We start from the raw sequence: 14,078 nt of genomic DNA, 5'->3' as shown, positions 1-14,078 counted from the left end.
GATTCCTGCGTCATCATGGGCAAATTTTGCACGGCAGCCCAAAGGAAGCCCCATGAATCTGCCTCCCCGTCAGCAGCAAATCCTCGAGCTGGTCCGCGAACGCGGCTATGTGAGCATCGAGGAAATGGCCACGCTGTTCGTTGTTACCCCGCAAACCATCCGCCGCGACATCAATCAGCTCGCGGAAGCCAATCTGCTGCGTCGTTATCATGGCGGTGCCGCTTATGATTCCAGCGTCGAAAACACTGCCTATGCGATGCGCGCCGATCAGATGCGCGATGAAAAACAACGCATCGGTGAAGCCATCGCCGCCCAGATTCCCGATCACGCCTCGCTGTTTATCAATATCGGTACCACGACCGAATCGATTGCCCGCGCTCTGCTCAATCACAATCATCTGAAGATCATCACCAACAACCTGCACGTAGCGTCGATGCTCAGTGCCAAGGATGATTTTGATGTGCTGCTGACCGGCGGTAATGTCCGTCGTGACGGCGGTGTGGTCGGCCAGGCCAGTGTGGATTTCATCAATCAGTTCAAAGTTGATTTCGCGCTGGTCGGGATCAGCGGTATTGATGAAGACGGCAGTTTGCTGGATTTCGATTATCAGGAAGTGCGGGTTTCCCAGGCGATCATTGCCAATGCGCGGCAGGTGATTCTGGCGGCGGACTCGAGCAAGTTCGGCCGCAATGCAATGATTCGCCTCGGCCCGATCAGCCTGATCGATTGTCTGGTAACCGATCAGCAGCCGGTGCCTGCGCTCGCGCAATTGTTGAGTCAGCACAAGATTCGCCTCGAAGTCGTCTAACTCCCGCAAGATCAAAAGATCGCAGCCTACGGCAGCTCCTACATGAGTTCACTTGACCTGTAGGTGCTGCCGCAGGCTGCGATCTTTTGCTTTTAATGTTCGAAAATTTTCTTTTAATCGCCCTTCGATGAGTTTTTTCAATCGAACGTGACTGGCTGCGCGCGTCTTTATGGGCTACCATTTTCGCAAATGAACATTAATGTTCGATTTCCAATATAGAAAATCAAAAGAACCCGAGGCCAGCCGATGTCCACCTCTACCTTGCGTACGCCCCCAATCTCCGAGATCTACGACATCGCCGTTATCGGCGGCGGGATCAATGGCGTGGGGATCGCAGCGGATGCCGCCGGTCGCGGGCTTTCGGTGTTCCTTTGTGAAAAAGACGATCTGGCCAGCCACACCTCGTCGGCCAGCAGCAAGCTGATCCATGGTGGCCTGCGCTACCTCGAACATTACGAATTCCGCCTGGTGCGCGAGGCGCTGGCTGAACGCGAAGTACTGCTGGCCAAAGCGCCGCACATCGTCAAACCGATGCGCTTTGTGCTGCCGCACCGTCCGCACCTGCGTCCGGCGTGGATGATTCGTGCGGGCCTGTTCCTGTATGACAACCTCGGCAAGCGCGAAAAACTGCCAGGTTCGAAAAGCCTGAAGTTCGGCGCCGACAGCGCGCTGAAAAGCGAAATCAAGAAAGGCTTCGAATACTCCGACTGCTGGGTCGACGACGCCCGCCTCGTGGTTCTGAACGCAATGGCCGCCCGTGAAAAAGGCGCCCACGTACACACCCAGACTCGCTGCGTCAGCGCTCGCCGCGCCAAGGGCCTGTGGCACCTGAACCTGGAACGTGCCGACGGCAGCCTGTTTTCGATCACTGCCAAAGCGCTGGTGAACGCCGCTGGCCCGTGGGTCGCCAAGTTCATTCGTGATGACCTGAAGATGGAGTCGCCGTACGGCATCCGTCTGATTCAGGGCAGCCACATCATCGTGCCGAAGCTGTATGAAGGCGATCACGCGCACATTCTGCAAAACGAAGATCAGCGCATCGTTTTCACCATTCCGTACCTGAACAACCACTTCACCCTGATCGGCACCACCGACCGTGAATACACTGGCGATCCGGCAAAAGTGGCGATTACCGATGCCGAAACCGATTACCTGCTGAAAGTGGTCAACGCACACTTCAAGCAGCAGATCAGCCGCGACGACATCCAGCACAGCTACTCGGGCGTAAGACCACTATGCAACGACGAATCCGACAACCCGTCGGCCGTCACCCGCGATTACACCCTGGCCTTGTCGGCTGGCGGCGAAGAAGCGCCACTGCTGTCGGTGTTCGGCGGCAAGCTGACCACCTACCGCAAACTCGCTGAGTCGGCGATGGCGCAGTTGCTGCCATTTTTCACCCAGATGCGCCCGAGCTGGACGGCCACCGCCACCCTGCCCGGTGGCGAAGACATGACCACGCCACAGGCTCTGTGCGCGCAGATTCGCGACAAGTTCGACTTCGTGCCGACCGAGATCGCCCGTCGCTGGTCCACCACTTACGGCAGCCGCACCTGGCGCATGCTCGAAGGCGTGGAAACCCTGGCCGACATGGGCGAGCACCTCGGCGGCGGACTCTACACCCGTGAAGTCGATTACCTGTGCAGCGAAGAATGGGCGACCACTGCCCACGACATTCTGTGGCGCCGCAGCAAACTCGGTTTGTTCACGACGCCGGCAGAGCAGGAAAAACTGGCGGCTTATCTGGGCAAGGTTGAACAAAACCGCAAGATCGAAGCGGCCTGATCAACGCTTAAACGAAAGCCCCTGAATTGTGAGATTCAGGGGCTTTTTGTTGTGCCAATGAGATCCAGCCCCCCTCACCCCAGCCCTCTCCCCCCAAGGGGGCGAGGGGGAAAGGGAGCAGATCGGGGCTCGCTCAAATACCGCGCTGGGAAAAAGGAGCCGATCGAGGGCTTTTTCAATCCTGAGTTCGACTCGATATTTCAGGTCGGCGTAACTCGCAAGGACCACGCGATCAAGTCCCCTCTCCCTCTGGGAGAGGGCTAGGGTGAGGGGCTTTGGGGCTGGCATCACTGCGCCAAATGCAACAACAGAAAATCGATAAACGCCCGCGACTTGTGCGGCAGATGCGGGGTGTTGGGAAACACCACATTGATCGACTGCGAGGGCAGCGAATACTCCGGCAGCAAGCGCACCAGACGCCCGGTGGCAATGTCATCTGCCACCACCCAGGCAGGCAGAACCGATACGCCCAGTGAAGACAACGTCATCGAGCGAATCGCCGTCGACGAGTTCGATTCGAAGTGGCTGGTGCCACCGACCTCAACGCCCTGCCCTGGCCCATGGCGCAATGTCCACTGAGTCGGCGCCTGCAAATTGCTGTTGGCAATCCACGGCACGCTGTTCAGGTCCAGCGGTTGCCGCACCGGATGTCGGGCGAGGAATTGCTCGGTGGCGACCAGCACGATTTCATAATCGGCCAACTTGCGGCTCTTGAATGCCGAATCCGCCAAGTTACCCAGACGGATCACCAGATCCAGTTTTTCCGCGACCAGATCATTCAATGAAGAGTTAAAGTTGTAGCACAGGCGAATTTCCGGATAACGCTCGGAGAACAGTGGGATCAACGGCAAAATATACTTTTCACCGTATTCACTGGTTGAACTAATCCGTAACTTTCCGGATACCCGATTATTACCTTTCAGGACATTATCAAAGGCATTGTCGATGTCCGCGACAATCCCCTTGAACTCTTCATAAAACTCCTGACCTATTTCGGTCAGCGATATATTGCGGGTGTTGCGGATCAACAGCGTCGCCGACAAAACCTCCTCCAGCGCCTTGACATGCAGGCTGGCCATGGCTTTGCTGATACTCAGGTAGTTTGCAGCTTTGGTATAAGAACCAAAATCCACCACCGCGAGGAACGTCTGAACCCGATTAAGATGAGAGTGCATGGCGCTATGGCTCACTGTTAAATCCTGTCAAACATTGTTTTAAGCATAGTCGTATCGACACTTCAAGTCCATCGCCCCTATGCTGCGCGGCAAAGGGGATTCAACATGAACTATCGCTATAAGATCGCGCTAATCTTTCTGATCGGCTTTTTTATTGACTGTATAAACATATTTATGTCGGCGGTGGCACTGCCGAGTATATCGGCAACTTTACAGGTCAGTACTTCATCGGTGGCGTGGGTCGCCAATGCTTATATTCTTGGCCTGACCCTGATTATTCCGGTCAGCACCTGGCTGGCCGGGCGTTTTGGCAGTCGCGAGATTCTCACCGCTTCGATGCTGGTGTTCACCGGCTCTGTGTGGATGTGCGGCATGGCCGACAGTTTCCACGAACTGGTGATCTGGCGGTTCATTCAGGGCGTCGGTGGCGGGCTGCTGATTCCGGTCGGTCAGGCGCTGACCTTCAATCTGTTTCAGGGCGAGCAACGGGCGAAAATATCCACACTGGTGATGGCCGTCGCGCTGATTGCCCCGGCGATTTCACCGACGGTCGGCGGCATCATTGTCGACAGCAGCTCCTGGCGCTGGGTGTTCTACAGCAACATCCCGTTTTCGTTGATCGCGGCCGGGCTGTCATGGTTCTGGATCAAGGAAAGCAAACCGACCGATCTGCCGCGCCCGGACATCAAAGGCCTGCTACTGGTCAGTGCCGCGCTCGCCAGCCTGCTGATGGGCATGTCGCTGTACGGCGGCGACTACCCGGCGCTGGCCGCGTTGAGCTGTGTCGCGGCGGGTTTGCTGTTCATCGTGCTGTACCTGCGGCACTACCGCCGCTGCAGCAACGCGATCATCGAATTGAGCCTGCTCAAAAGTAAAAAGCTCAGCACCTCGATCTTCATCTATTACGCGATTCCCGGCGTGTTCACCGGGGTCAATCTGATGAGCATTTTCTTCCTGCAGAACACGCTGCACTTCAGCGCCCGGCTGACCGGGATGTTCATGATCCTCTACGCCATCGGCGCGTTCATTGCGATGACGATTTGCGGCCGGGTCTACAACCGGGTCGGCGCGAAACGCCTGTTCACCCTCGGCATGCTGCTGCACAGCGCCGGCATCGCCACGCTGATGCTGGTCAACGCGCCAACGGACCTGTGGGTGATCGTCATCGCTTACAGCTTGATGGGCATCGGCGGTGGCATCGGTGCCAACACCGCGCAAACCACCTCATTGATGGATTTTGCCGGCGGCGATACGCACAAGGCGAGTGTGATCTGGAACATCAATCGGCAGATGTCGTTCAGCCTCGGTGCCGCGTTGTTTCTGATGATTTTCAATGTGCTGCTCAAGCAGTTCGACACCACGCAGGCCTACCACGCGACGTTCGCGATTGCCGCGCTGGTCGGGCTGTTCCCGCTGTTTCAGATGAGTCAATTGAACCCTCCAAAGGAATGCCATGAACAACAACCTGGTTGAACGAGCGCAACACAGTATTCACCACGTGCACGAACTGATTCACCGCGTCTTTACCGACGCCGACGGGGCCGGCGCAGACGCCATCGCGCCGCTGATGGAGGTGTTTGCCGAGCACTTCAGCATGGTCACCACCTCGGCCGCCGTGGTCGGTCGGGCGCAAGTCGAGCAACTGTTCAGCGGCGCCGTCGGTGCCCGCAAAGGTCTGGAGATTCTGATCAGCGACCTGCACACGGTCTGGCACGAAGGTTCGACCGTGGCCCTGCGCTACAAGGAAACCCATCGCCTGAACCAAAGCGAAACCTCGCGTATTTCGCTGGCGATCCTTCGCGTCCAGCACCACGACGTCCAGTGGTTGTACTTGCACGAAACACCGTTGAGCCAGGAAAAACCTGCATGAAATACACCGTCACCCACTGCCGGATGCTCTCGGCGTCGATCAAGGAAGTCACCGTCAGCGGCCCGCCTTCCCTGATCGACATGAGCCACGCCGGGGCACATTTCAAATGGCAGATCCCGGGGCTGGATGACTGTCGTCACTACTCGACGGTGCATGTAAAGGAGGTTGAGGATGGCCAGTTCACCTTCGCCATTCGCCTCTCGCCAGACTCCGTCAGCAGTCAGTACATCCGCACCCTGGCGGTCAATGACAGCGTGGAACTGGAAGGTCCGCTGAACACTTTCAACTACCCGCTCGACGTTGACAGCGGGCGTGATATCGCGATTGCCGGCGGCATCGGCATCACGCCGCTGACCGGCATCCTGCGCCACCTGACTGCGCTGGATCGCCCTGCGCACCTGCATTACTTCGCCAAGAGCGCCGACGACGCGGTCTACGCCCGGCACCTGCAAGAACACCTGCAAGAACGCCTGCAACTGCACCTCTCCGGCAGTCGCCCGGCGATCAGCGAAGTGCTCGCCGATCTGCGCGCCGATGACCGTCTGTATGTCTGCGGCCCGGCAGCGATGCTCAACGCAGTGCTCAGTCACGCCGAAAGCGTTGGCCTGGCGCGTGAACAGATCCATCTGGAAGTGTTCAACGTTGCCCGCGAAACCACCGCGCAAGGCTTCGTCATCGAGGCGGCCGACTCCGGCGTCAGCATCAATGTCGGCCCGCAACAGTCGCTGCTCGAAGCCTTGGAAGCGGCCGGGCTCGACCCGCTGTACGACTGTCGTCGTGGTGAATGCGGCGTTTGCGCGCTGGACGTCCTCGAAGGCGAAGTCGACCACCGCGATTTCATCATGAGCGAACAGGAAGCGGCGTGCAGTGCGCGAATCTACCCCTGCGTCTCCCGCGCCAAAAGCCCGCGCCTGAAACTGGCGATCTGAGAGAGGACACTCCGTTGGACAACTATTTCAATGGCAGAGAAGTGCATAAATCTCTGTTCCTTGATCAGGCGCTTTTCGAACAGGAACAGCAGCGCGTATTCGCCGCGAGCTGGTGCTACCTGGGTCACGACAGCCTGATCCCCGAGACCGGCGACTACTTCACCACCACCCTTGCACAACAGCCGCTGGCCATGGTTCGGCAGAAGAACGGCGCCATCGTCGTGCTGCATAACCGTTGCCCGCACAAAGGCGTGAAAGTGCTGGCCGAAGCGCGCGGCAATGTCGGCCGCTTCATGCGTTGCCCGTACCACGCGTGGACGTTCAAGACGGACGGCGAGCTGCTGAGCATTCCGGTGAAAAAGGAGTACGACGACTGCGACCTGAGCAGTTGTTCCGCGCACAAAGGCATGCGCCCGGTGAACGCGGTGCACAACTATCGCGGCTTCGTCTTTGTCCGCCTGACGGAAGAAGGCATCGGCTTCGAGGAGTTCTTTGGCGAGTCGCTGTCGACACTCGACAACATGGTCATGCGCTCGCCGCAGGGCCAGCTGAAAGTAATCGGCCAGCCATTGCTGCACCGCCATCGCTGCAACTGGAAAATGGTCGTCGACAACCAGACCGACACCTGCCACCCGATGATCGCCCACGAATCTTCGGCCGGCGAAGCCATCCGCCTGTGGCAGGAAACCGGTGATCAGGGCAAGCCACCGATGGCCGTCGAACTGTTCTCGCCGTTCATGGCCTCCTACGAGTTTTTCGCCGGCATGGGCATTCGCGTCTGGCCCAATGGCCACGGGCACACCGGGGTCAGCAATTCGATCCACAAGGCCTACACCGACATCCCCGGTTACTGGGACTTGATGGTGGAAAGCTACGGTGAAGAGCAGGCCCGGGCGATCCTCGACGACACCCGCCACAACACCGTGTATTTCCCCAACCTGATGGTCAAGGGACCGATCCAGACCTTGCGCGTGATCAAACCGCTCAGCGCCCGCGAAACCATCGTCGAGTCGTGGATCTTCGAACTGCAGGGCGCACCCGTGCAGTTGCTGGAAAGGACTGTGCAGTACAACAACCTGATCAACTCGCCGTGTTCGATGGTCGCCCACGACGACGTGGAAATGTACGAACGGGCCATGGAAGGCATGGGCAGCGACGCCAACGAATGGGTCAACGTCGCCCGCCTGTTCAGCCCGAACGAATCCTATGCGCAGACCCAAGTGGTGTCCGGCACCAGCGAAATGGCCATGCGTAATTTCTATAACAGTTGGCAGCACTTGATGCGGGACGACCATGCAACACGATCAATCTAATCACCACGCCATCGCGCAACTGATCGAGACCGAACTGCACTTGCTCGACCAGCAGGATTTCGACGCCTGGCAACAGCTGCTCAGCGATGACTACCACTACTGGATTCCCATGACCCGTGAGCAGGTCAGTCCGTTGCACGAATCATCGCTGGTGTACGAAGACCGTTTTCTGACCACGCTGCGGATCAACCGACTGGCCAATGCGCGCAACTTCTCCCAACAGCCCAAGAGCCGCAGCCTGCACATCGCCCAGCGCCCGCGCATCACGCTCGACGCAGCCTCGTTCAGCGCGTGCGCCAGCTCCAACATGCTCTATTGCGAAGCGCGCGGCGACAACGAATGGCACTACCCGGTGACCGTCGAACATCAACTGATCAACATCGATGGCACGTGGAAGATTCACGGCAAGAAGATCCTGTTGCTCAACCCCGCACGCGCCCTTGAAAGCCTGCAGCTCATTATCTGATCGATCGAGAAGTCTCCCTGTGAAAGCTATTTCCCATGATTCCAGTCAGGCGTCCGCGTGCCTGTCTTTTCCCTACGTCGATCTGCTGTATGACTATGGCCAGTTCCTGCGCAGTGCCGATGAAGCCATTGGTTACCTGCCGGCGGAAACTGCCGAGAAACACATCGGCATCGTCGGCGCTGGCCTCAGCGGGCTGGTCGCCGCTTACGAACTGCTGCGCGCCGGTGCGCGTCGCGTGACGCTGTTTGAAGCGGAACCCGAGCATGTCGGCGGGCGTCTGCTGACGCAGTGTTTTGATGAGGAACAGCCGCAGTTCATCGCGGAAATGGGCGCCATGCGTTTTCCGCCGAGTGAAGTCGGGCTGTTTCATTACCTCAATCGCTTCGGCATCCAGACCACCGAGGCGTTTCCCGACCCGGGCGTGGTCGACACCGAAATCCACTACCGTGGCGAAGCCCATCACTGGGCAGCCATGCAACCACCGCCGGCGCTGTTCAGCACCGTGCACCAAGGCTGGATCGCCTTTCTCAGCGAAGGTGTGACCCTCGATGACGGCACGTGCCTGGCGCCACCGCTGCTGATCACCGAATTGCTCAAGCAGCACAATTACTGCGAAGTGCAGCCCGAGTGGCAACGCTACCTGGACTGCTTCGGTGACAGCTCGTTTTACTCGGCGATGGTGCGCATCTTCACCGGCAAAAAACCGCCGGGCGGCAAACCGTGGCGCAAGCCCGAAGACTTCCACCTGTTCGGCTCGCTGGGCATTGGCTCGGGCGGTTTCCAGTCGGTGTACCGCGCCTCGTTCACCGAGATCCTGCGCCTGGTGGTCAATGCACTGGAGGTCAATCAGCGTCTGGTACCCAACGGTATTTCCTCGCTGGCCGAGCGGATTGCCGACACCGAATTCAACGGTATTCAGGTGCGCGACATGATTTGCCGCACGCGCATCGAGTCGATCAACAAAGGTGCGCACGGCGAGATTCTGCTGGCCGGCAGCAACGGCGAAACCTACGCCTGCGACCGGGTAATCACCACCACCACGACCCGCGCCCTGCAAGTGAACCTCAAGCTCACGCAGAACCAGGCCTTCGTCAATCGCGACGTCGCGCGGGCGATCAACGAAACGCACATGGTCGGCTCATCCAAGCTGTTCATCCTGACCAAGGACAAGTTCTGGCTCAAACATGGCCTGGCGCAAAACATCCAGACCGACACCCTGGTCAAGGGCGTGTATTGCCTCGACTACGCGCCGCACGATCCGGATTCCTGGGGCGTGGTGTTGATCAGTTACACCTGGGAAGACGACTCGCACAAGATGGTTTCGATGACCGACAAGGTGCAGCGCTGCCTGCGTCTGGTCGACGAATTGGCGATGAGCGCACCGGAATTTGCCAGCCATCTGCTGCCGCTGGACGGTGACTACCAGCGCTACGTTCTGGAATACGACTGGCTGACCGACAAGCACGCACTCGGCGCTTTCAAGCTGAATTTCCCCGGCGACGACATCTACTCCGAGCGCCTGTTCTATCAGTTCCGTACCGCACTCGATCCGCAACAGGATACCGGTTTGTACCTGGCCGGTTGCGGCGCCTCGTTCACCGGTGGCTGGGCCGAAGGCGCGATTCAAACCGCACTCAACGGTGCGTGCGCGGTGATCAGCAGCCTGGGCGGCGATCTGCTTGCCGGCAACCCGCTCGACGACTTGCACTCGCAGTACCGCTACTGCTGACCCAGTCCCTTTCCACGCCGAGAATCATCCATGTACAGCCAGCTTTCAATTGAACAGCTCGTCAACGGCTTGCGCAGTGGCCAAAACTGCCCGGACACCTGGCAGCATGCCTTGCGCGAGCGTCATGTGCAGATGCAACACCTGAACAGTTTCATCACCTTCGACCCGTCAGCGTCCAAGGCAAATGCCGCTGGGCGCGACAGCGCACTGTATGGCCTGCCGGTGTCGTTCAAGGACAACATCAACGTCAGCGGCATGCCGACCACAGCCGGTACGCCCGGGCTGGCCGACTATGTGCCGCAAACCGATGCCGGCATCGTCGAGCGCTTTCGGCAATTGGGCGCGCAAATTGTCGGCAAGAACAACATGCACGAATTGTCGTTCGGCGTGACCTCGGCCAACCATTCCCATGGCGCGGTGATCAACCCAGTCAACGAACGCCACAGTGCCGGTGGCAGCAGCGGCGGCTGTGCTGCCGCCGTCGCTGCCGGACTGGTGGCGTGTGCGGTCGGCACCGACACCGGGGGGTCGGTACGGATACCGGCGGCGTTCTGCGGGATTGTCGGGTTTCGCCCCACCACCGGCGTTTATCCGGTCGACGGCATCGTCCCGGTGTCGCAAACCAAAGACACTCCGGGCTTGTTGACCCGCACCGTGGAGGATTGTCAGTTCGTTCACGGGCAATTGACCGGCTGCCTGCATCAGGCAGAAACCCGGCCGTTGCGCATTGGCATTCCCGAGCGGTTTCTCTGGACCGACCTCGCTGACAACGTGCAACGCGCTTGCCGCACGGCCATCGATACCTTGGCCGATCGCGGTGTGATCATCGTGCGGGTCGACGATGCCGTGATTGGCGAGATCAACGAGAGCATTCAGTTTCCGCTACCGATCTACGAGTTCTTCATCGATTTTCCACGGTTCCTGATGAAAGCCGGACGCGGTGAGCAGTTCCTCGACATCCTCGCGCAGATTCGCGATCCGGCGATCAAGAAAATCCTCACCGCCCAACTGGAAAGCCCAGCGATTTCCTACACCGACTACGTGCAGGCATTGATGAGCAAACTGCGTCTGGAGAAGGAATACCGCGCCCTCTTCAGCCGCCATCAACTGGACCTGCTGGCTTACCCGACCGTCACGTGCAGCGCACCGCTGCTCAGCGCTTGCGCGGATGAAAGCAACTTTGAAACGTTCGTGCGCAATACCGACCCGGCGAGCAATCTGGCGGCGCCAAGCATCAGTGTGCCGGTAGCGGCGGCGGGTGCGTTACCGGTGGGCCTGTCGTTCGATGCATTGCCAGAGCAGGACGACTTTCTATTGGCCAATGTGCGGCACCTGAAGCACCTGCTCGACATCGGCTAAACCACGATCCCTGTGGGAGCGAGCCTGCTCGCGAAGGCGTCGTGTCAGTCGACATCAACTTCGTCTGCCACATCGCTATCACGAGCCGGCTCGCCCCTACAGGGGCTCTGCGTCGATGCACCTATAACAATTCAAATTGCGGGCCTTGCCATGCGCGTCACCTCAATATCCTCCGTTCCCGCTGTCGAACGCTCGCCGTCGATCCTTGGCGGCGCCATGATCATCGGCGGCACCATCGTCGGTGCCGGCATGTTTTCGCTGCCGGTGATCATGTCCGGGCTGTGGTTCTACGGCTCGGTTGCCGTGCTGCTGTTTGCCTGGTTCTGCACGTTGCACTCGGGCCTGATGATTCTTGAAGCCAATCTCAATTACCGTGAAGGCGCGAGTTTCGCCACGATCACCGGCGATCTGCTCGGGCGTGGCTGGAGCCGTTTGAATGGTTTGAGCATTGTCTTTGTCCTGTACACCCTGACGTACGCCTACATCTCCGCCAGCGGCTCAGTGCTTCATCACACCGCGCAAACCTTCGGGCTTGAGTTGTCATCGCGCGCGGGCGGTTTGGGGTTCACGCTGCTGGTGGCGTTCATTGTCTGGCTCAGTACCACGGCGGTGAGTCGCATGACCACGCTGGTGTTCGGCGCAAAAATCCTCGCGTTCTTTCTAACCTTTGGCGGTTTGCTCGGCCATGTGCAAAGCACCACGCTGCTCAACCTGAACAGCGGTGACAACCATTACTGGCCTTATCTGCTGGTGACCCTGCCCTTCTGCCTGACTTCGTTCGGTTTTCACGGCAACGTGCCGAGCCTGATGAAGCATTACGGCAAGGACCCGCAGCGGATTCGCGCTTGCCTGGTCGGCGGCACGTTGATCGCTCTGGCGCTGTATCTGGTGTGGATGCTCTGCAGCATGGGCAACATCCCCCGCGACACATTCAAGGACATCGCTCAGCGCGGTGGCAATATCGATGCGCTGATCAGCGCCCTGGGTTCACAGCTCAACAGCGCCAACGTCGATCTGCTGTTGACGTTCTTCTCCAATTTCGCCGTGGCCTGTTCATTTCTCGGGGTGACCCTGGGTTTGTTCGATTACCTGGCCGATGTGCTGGGTTTCGACGACAGCCCCATCGGCCGCCTGCAGACCGCCGCCATCACTTTCGCGCCACCGACGCTCTGCGGATTGCTCTGGCCGGAAGGCTTTCTGCATGCCATCGGTTTTGCCGGATTGGCGGCGACATTGTGGGCGGTGATTACTCCGGCGCTACTGGCTCGGGCTTCGCGCAAACGCTTTGGCAGTCCACGCTATCAGGTGTGGGGGGGGACGCCGATGATCGTGCTGGTGCTGTTTTTCGGGGCGATCTGCGCGGTGTCCCATTTGCTGTTCGTATTTGATTGTCTGCCTGTGTGGCGCTGAGGCTTCTCGTTCGGTTTTCCGAACGCGACCTTACGGTCGATTCGGTTAACCGGATCAGTTACGTTAAAAAATACCGCCACAAAAGTTTAATAACGTTATAAAACAACACGTTATCTATCTGCGACTGGTCTGGCACGAGTCATGCTCTACACTCTCTCGACGAATGCCTGTTGTGCCAACACTTCAGGAGCCGTCAGGCATTCGAAGCACAAAAGGGCCGACAAACTGGCTCCATAAAAAAAACAATGTCGAGGAAAATTTGATGCGCATCGTTCCCCATATCCTGGGCGCAGCCATTGCGGCCGCTCTGATCAGCACGCCAGTTTTCGCCGCCGAACTCACCGGCACCCTGAAGAAAATCAAAGAGTCCGGTGTGATCACCCTGGGCCACCGCGACGCCTCCATCCCGTTTTCCTACATCGCTGACGCTTCCGGCAAGCCGGTTGGCTACTCCCACGATATCCAGCTGGCCATCGTCGAAGCGATCAAGAAAGACCTCGACCTGCCAAACCTGCAAGTCAAATACAATCTGGTGACCTCGCAGACCCGTATCCCGCTGGTGCAGAACGGCACCGTGGACGTCGAGTGTGGCTCCACCACCAACAACGTCGAGCGTCAGCAGCAGGTTGACTTCTCCGTCGGCATCTTCGAAATCGGTACCCGTCTGCTGTCCAAGGCTGACTCCAAGTACAAGGATTTCGACGATCTGAAAGGCAAGAACGTCGTGACCACCGCTGGCACTACCTCCGAGCGCATCCTCAAGGCGATGAACGCCGACAAGCAGATGGGCATGAACGTCATCTCCGCCAAAGACCACGGTGAATCCTTCCAGATGCTGGAATCGGGTCGAGCCGTTGCGTTCATGATGGACGACGCGCTGCTGGCCGGTGAAGCCGCCAAGGCCAAAAAGGCGACTGACTGGGCCGTAACCGGCACTCCACAGTCGTACGAAATCTACGGCTGCATGATGCGCAAAGGCGACGAGCCGTTCAAAAAGGCTGTGGATGACGCCATCAAGGCCACTTACGCTTCGGGCGCGATCAACAAGATCTACGAGAAGTGGTTCATGCAGCCAATTCCGCCAAAAGGCCTGAATCTGAACTTCCCGATGAGCGACGAGCTCAAGGCCCTGATCGCCAATCCGACCGACAAAGCGGCTGACGACAAGAAATCCTGATTTCTGACTAACCTTATCCCCTGAGGAGGCTTCTGCCTTTTCAGGGGATGGTCACTC

12 protein-coding genes are annotated in these 14,078 nt (G+C 58.7%); 11 read left to right on the top strand and 1 reads right to left on the bottom strand.

The genetic code is table 11. The features are described from left to right. Positions 1-52 precede the first annotated feature (52 nt). Positions 53-808 carry a DeoR/GlpR family transcriptional regulator gene (locus ACM6JQ_RS02335; protein ID WP_007916700.1) on the top strand — a complete coding sequence of 252 codons (756 nt, stop codon included), beginning with the start codon at positions 53-55 and terminating at the stop codon, positions 806-808. Positions 809-1,054: 246 nt separating this feature from the next. Then, positions 1,055-2,593, top strand: coding sequence for a glycerol-3-phosphate dehydrogenase (glpD, locus tag ACM6JQ_RS02330; RefSeq protein ID WP_007916702.1), 1,539 nt, complete (start codon positions 1,055-1,057; stop codon positions 2,591-2,593). Between the two features lie 287 nt (positions 2,594-2,880). On the opposite strand, the gene ACM6JQ_RS02325 is transcribed toward glpD, so the two are convergent. Next, the gene (locus ACM6JQ_RS02325; protein ID WP_414893160.1) at positions 2,881-3,768 is read right to left on the bottom strand and encodes a LysR family transcriptional regulator; all 888 of its coding nucleotides are present in this window, start codon (positions 3,766-3,768) and stop codon (positions 2,881-2,883) included. A gap of 105 nt (positions 3,769-3,873) precedes the next feature. Here ACM6JQ_RS02325 and ACM6JQ_RS02320 point away from each other — a divergent pair, with 105 nt between their 5' ends. From ACM6JQ_RS02320 to ACM6JQ_RS02280, 9 genes are all read left to right on the top strand, one after another. Further along, positions 3,874-5,241, top strand: a complete 1,368-nt coding sequence (locus ACM6JQ_RS02320; protein ID WP_095112338.1) for an MFS transporter — start codon at positions 3,874-3,876, stop codon at positions 5,239-5,241. Next, complete coding sequence (locus ACM6JQ_RS02315) at positions 5,222-5,638, top strand: DUF4440 domain-containing protein (protein ID WP_414893159.1); 417 nt, start codon at positions 5,222-5,224, stop codon at positions 5,636-5,638. Before ACM6JQ_RS02320 ends, ACM6JQ_RS02315 begins: the two co-directional genes overlap by 20 nt. After that, on the top strand, positions 5,635-6,567 hold the full coding sequence (locus tag ACM6JQ_RS02310) for a flavin reductase family protein (RefSeq protein WP_095112340.1): 933 nt from the start codon (positions 5,635-5,637) through the stop codon (positions 6,565-6,567). The genes ACM6JQ_RS02315 and ACM6JQ_RS02310 overlap by 4 nt, the downstream gene beginning before the upstream one ends. A 14-nt stretch (positions 6,568-6,581) precedes the next feature. Next, the gene (locus ACM6JQ_RS02305) at positions 6,582-7,880 is read left to right on the top strand and encodes a Rieske 2Fe-2S domain-containing protein (protein WP_414893158.1); all 1,299 of its coding nucleotides are present in this window, start codon (positions 6,582-6,584) and stop codon (positions 7,878-7,880) included. Then, positions 7,861-8,346, top strand: a complete 486-nt coding sequence (locus tag ACM6JQ_RS02300; RefSeq protein WP_095112342.1) for an aromatic-ring-hydroxylating dioxygenase subunit beta — start codon at positions 7,861-7,863, stop codon at positions 8,344-8,346. Before ACM6JQ_RS02305 ends, ACM6JQ_RS02300 begins: the two co-directional genes overlap by 20 nt. Before the next feature lie 19 nt (positions 8,347-8,365). Continuing rightward, on the top strand, positions 8,366-10,075 hold the full coding sequence (locus tag ACM6JQ_RS02295; RefSeq protein ID WP_123376504.1) for an NAD(P)/FAD-dependent oxidoreductase: 1,710 nt from the start codon (positions 8,366-8,368) through the stop codon (positions 10,073-10,075). Positions 10,076-10,105: 30 nt separating this feature from the next. After that, positions 10,106-11,434 (top strand): amidase family protein, encoded by a 1,329-nt coding sequence (locus tag ACM6JQ_RS02290; RefSeq protein ID WP_414893157.1) that lies wholly within the window; start codon positions 10,106-10,108, stop codon positions 11,432-11,434. A gap of 150 nt (positions 11,435-11,584) precedes the next feature. Next, positions 11,585-12,844, top strand: a complete 1,260-nt coding sequence (mtr, locus tag ACM6JQ_RS02285) for a tryptophan permease (protein ID WP_095112345.1) — start codon at positions 11,585-11,587, stop codon at positions 12,842-12,844. Between the two features lie 262 nt (positions 12,845-13,106). Next, positions 13,107-14,021: a glutamate/aspartate ABC transporter substrate-binding protein gene (locus ACM6JQ_RS02280; RefSeq protein WP_095112346.1), complete on the top strand. Its 915-nt coding sequence runs from the start codon at positions 13,107-13,109 to the stop codon at positions 14,019-14,021. The last annotated feature ends 57 nt before the right edge of the window (positions 14,022-14,078 follow it).

The sequence above is a fragment of the Pseudomonas sp. IT-232MI5 genome, assembly GCF_949767845.1.
GTDB lineage: Bacteria > Pseudomonadota > Gammaproteobacteria > Pseudomonadales > Pseudomonadaceae > Aquipseudomonas.
The sequence above is the reverse complement of the archived record's forward strand: the minus strand, read 5'-3'. Positions and strand labels throughout refer to the sequence as shown.

What these genes read in the sequence shown, in the direction of transcription:
- ACM6JQ_RS02335 (WP_007916700.1), top strand. Translation starts at nt 53, where the DNA reads ATGAATCTGCCTCCCCGTCAGCAGCAAATCCTCGAGCTGGTCCGCGAA.
- glpD (WP_007916702.1), top strand. Translation starts at nt 1,055, where the DNA reads ATGTCCACCTCTACCTTGCGTACGCCCCCAATCTCCGAGATCTACGAC.
- ACM6JQ_RS02325 (WP_414893160.1), bottom strand. Translation starts at nt 3,768, where the DNA reads ATGCACTCTCATCTTAATCGGGTTCAGACGTTCCTCGCGGTGGTGGAT.
- ACM6JQ_RS02320 (WP_095112338.1), top strand. Translation starts at nt 3,874, where the DNA reads ATGAACTATCGCTATAAGATCGCGCTAATCTTTCTGATCGGCTTTTTT.
- ACM6JQ_RS02315 (WP_414893159.1), top strand. Translation starts at nt 5,222, where the DNA reads ATGAACAACAACCTGGTTGAACGAGCGCAACACAGTATTCACCACGTG.
- ACM6JQ_RS02310 (WP_095112340.1), top strand. Translation starts at nt 5,635, where the DNA reads ATGAAATACACCGTCACCCACTGCCGGATGCTCTCGGCGTCGATCAAG.
- ACM6JQ_RS02300 (WP_095112342.1), top strand. Translation starts at nt 7,861, where the DNA reads ATGCAACACGATCAATCTAATCACCACGCCATCGCGCAACTGATCGAG.
- ACM6JQ_RS02290 (WP_414893157.1), top strand. Translation starts at nt 10,106, where the DNA reads ATGTACAGCCAGCTTTCAATTGAACAGCTCGTCAACGGCTTGCGCAGT.
- mtr (WP_095112345.1), top strand. Translation starts at nt 11,585, where the DNA reads ATGCGCGTCACCTCAATATCCTCCGTTCCCGCTGTCGAACGCTCGCCG.
- ACM6JQ_RS02280 (WP_095112346.1), top strand. Translation starts at nt 13,107, where the DNA reads ATGCGCATCGTTCCCCATATCCTGGGCGCAGCCATTGCGGCCGCTCTG.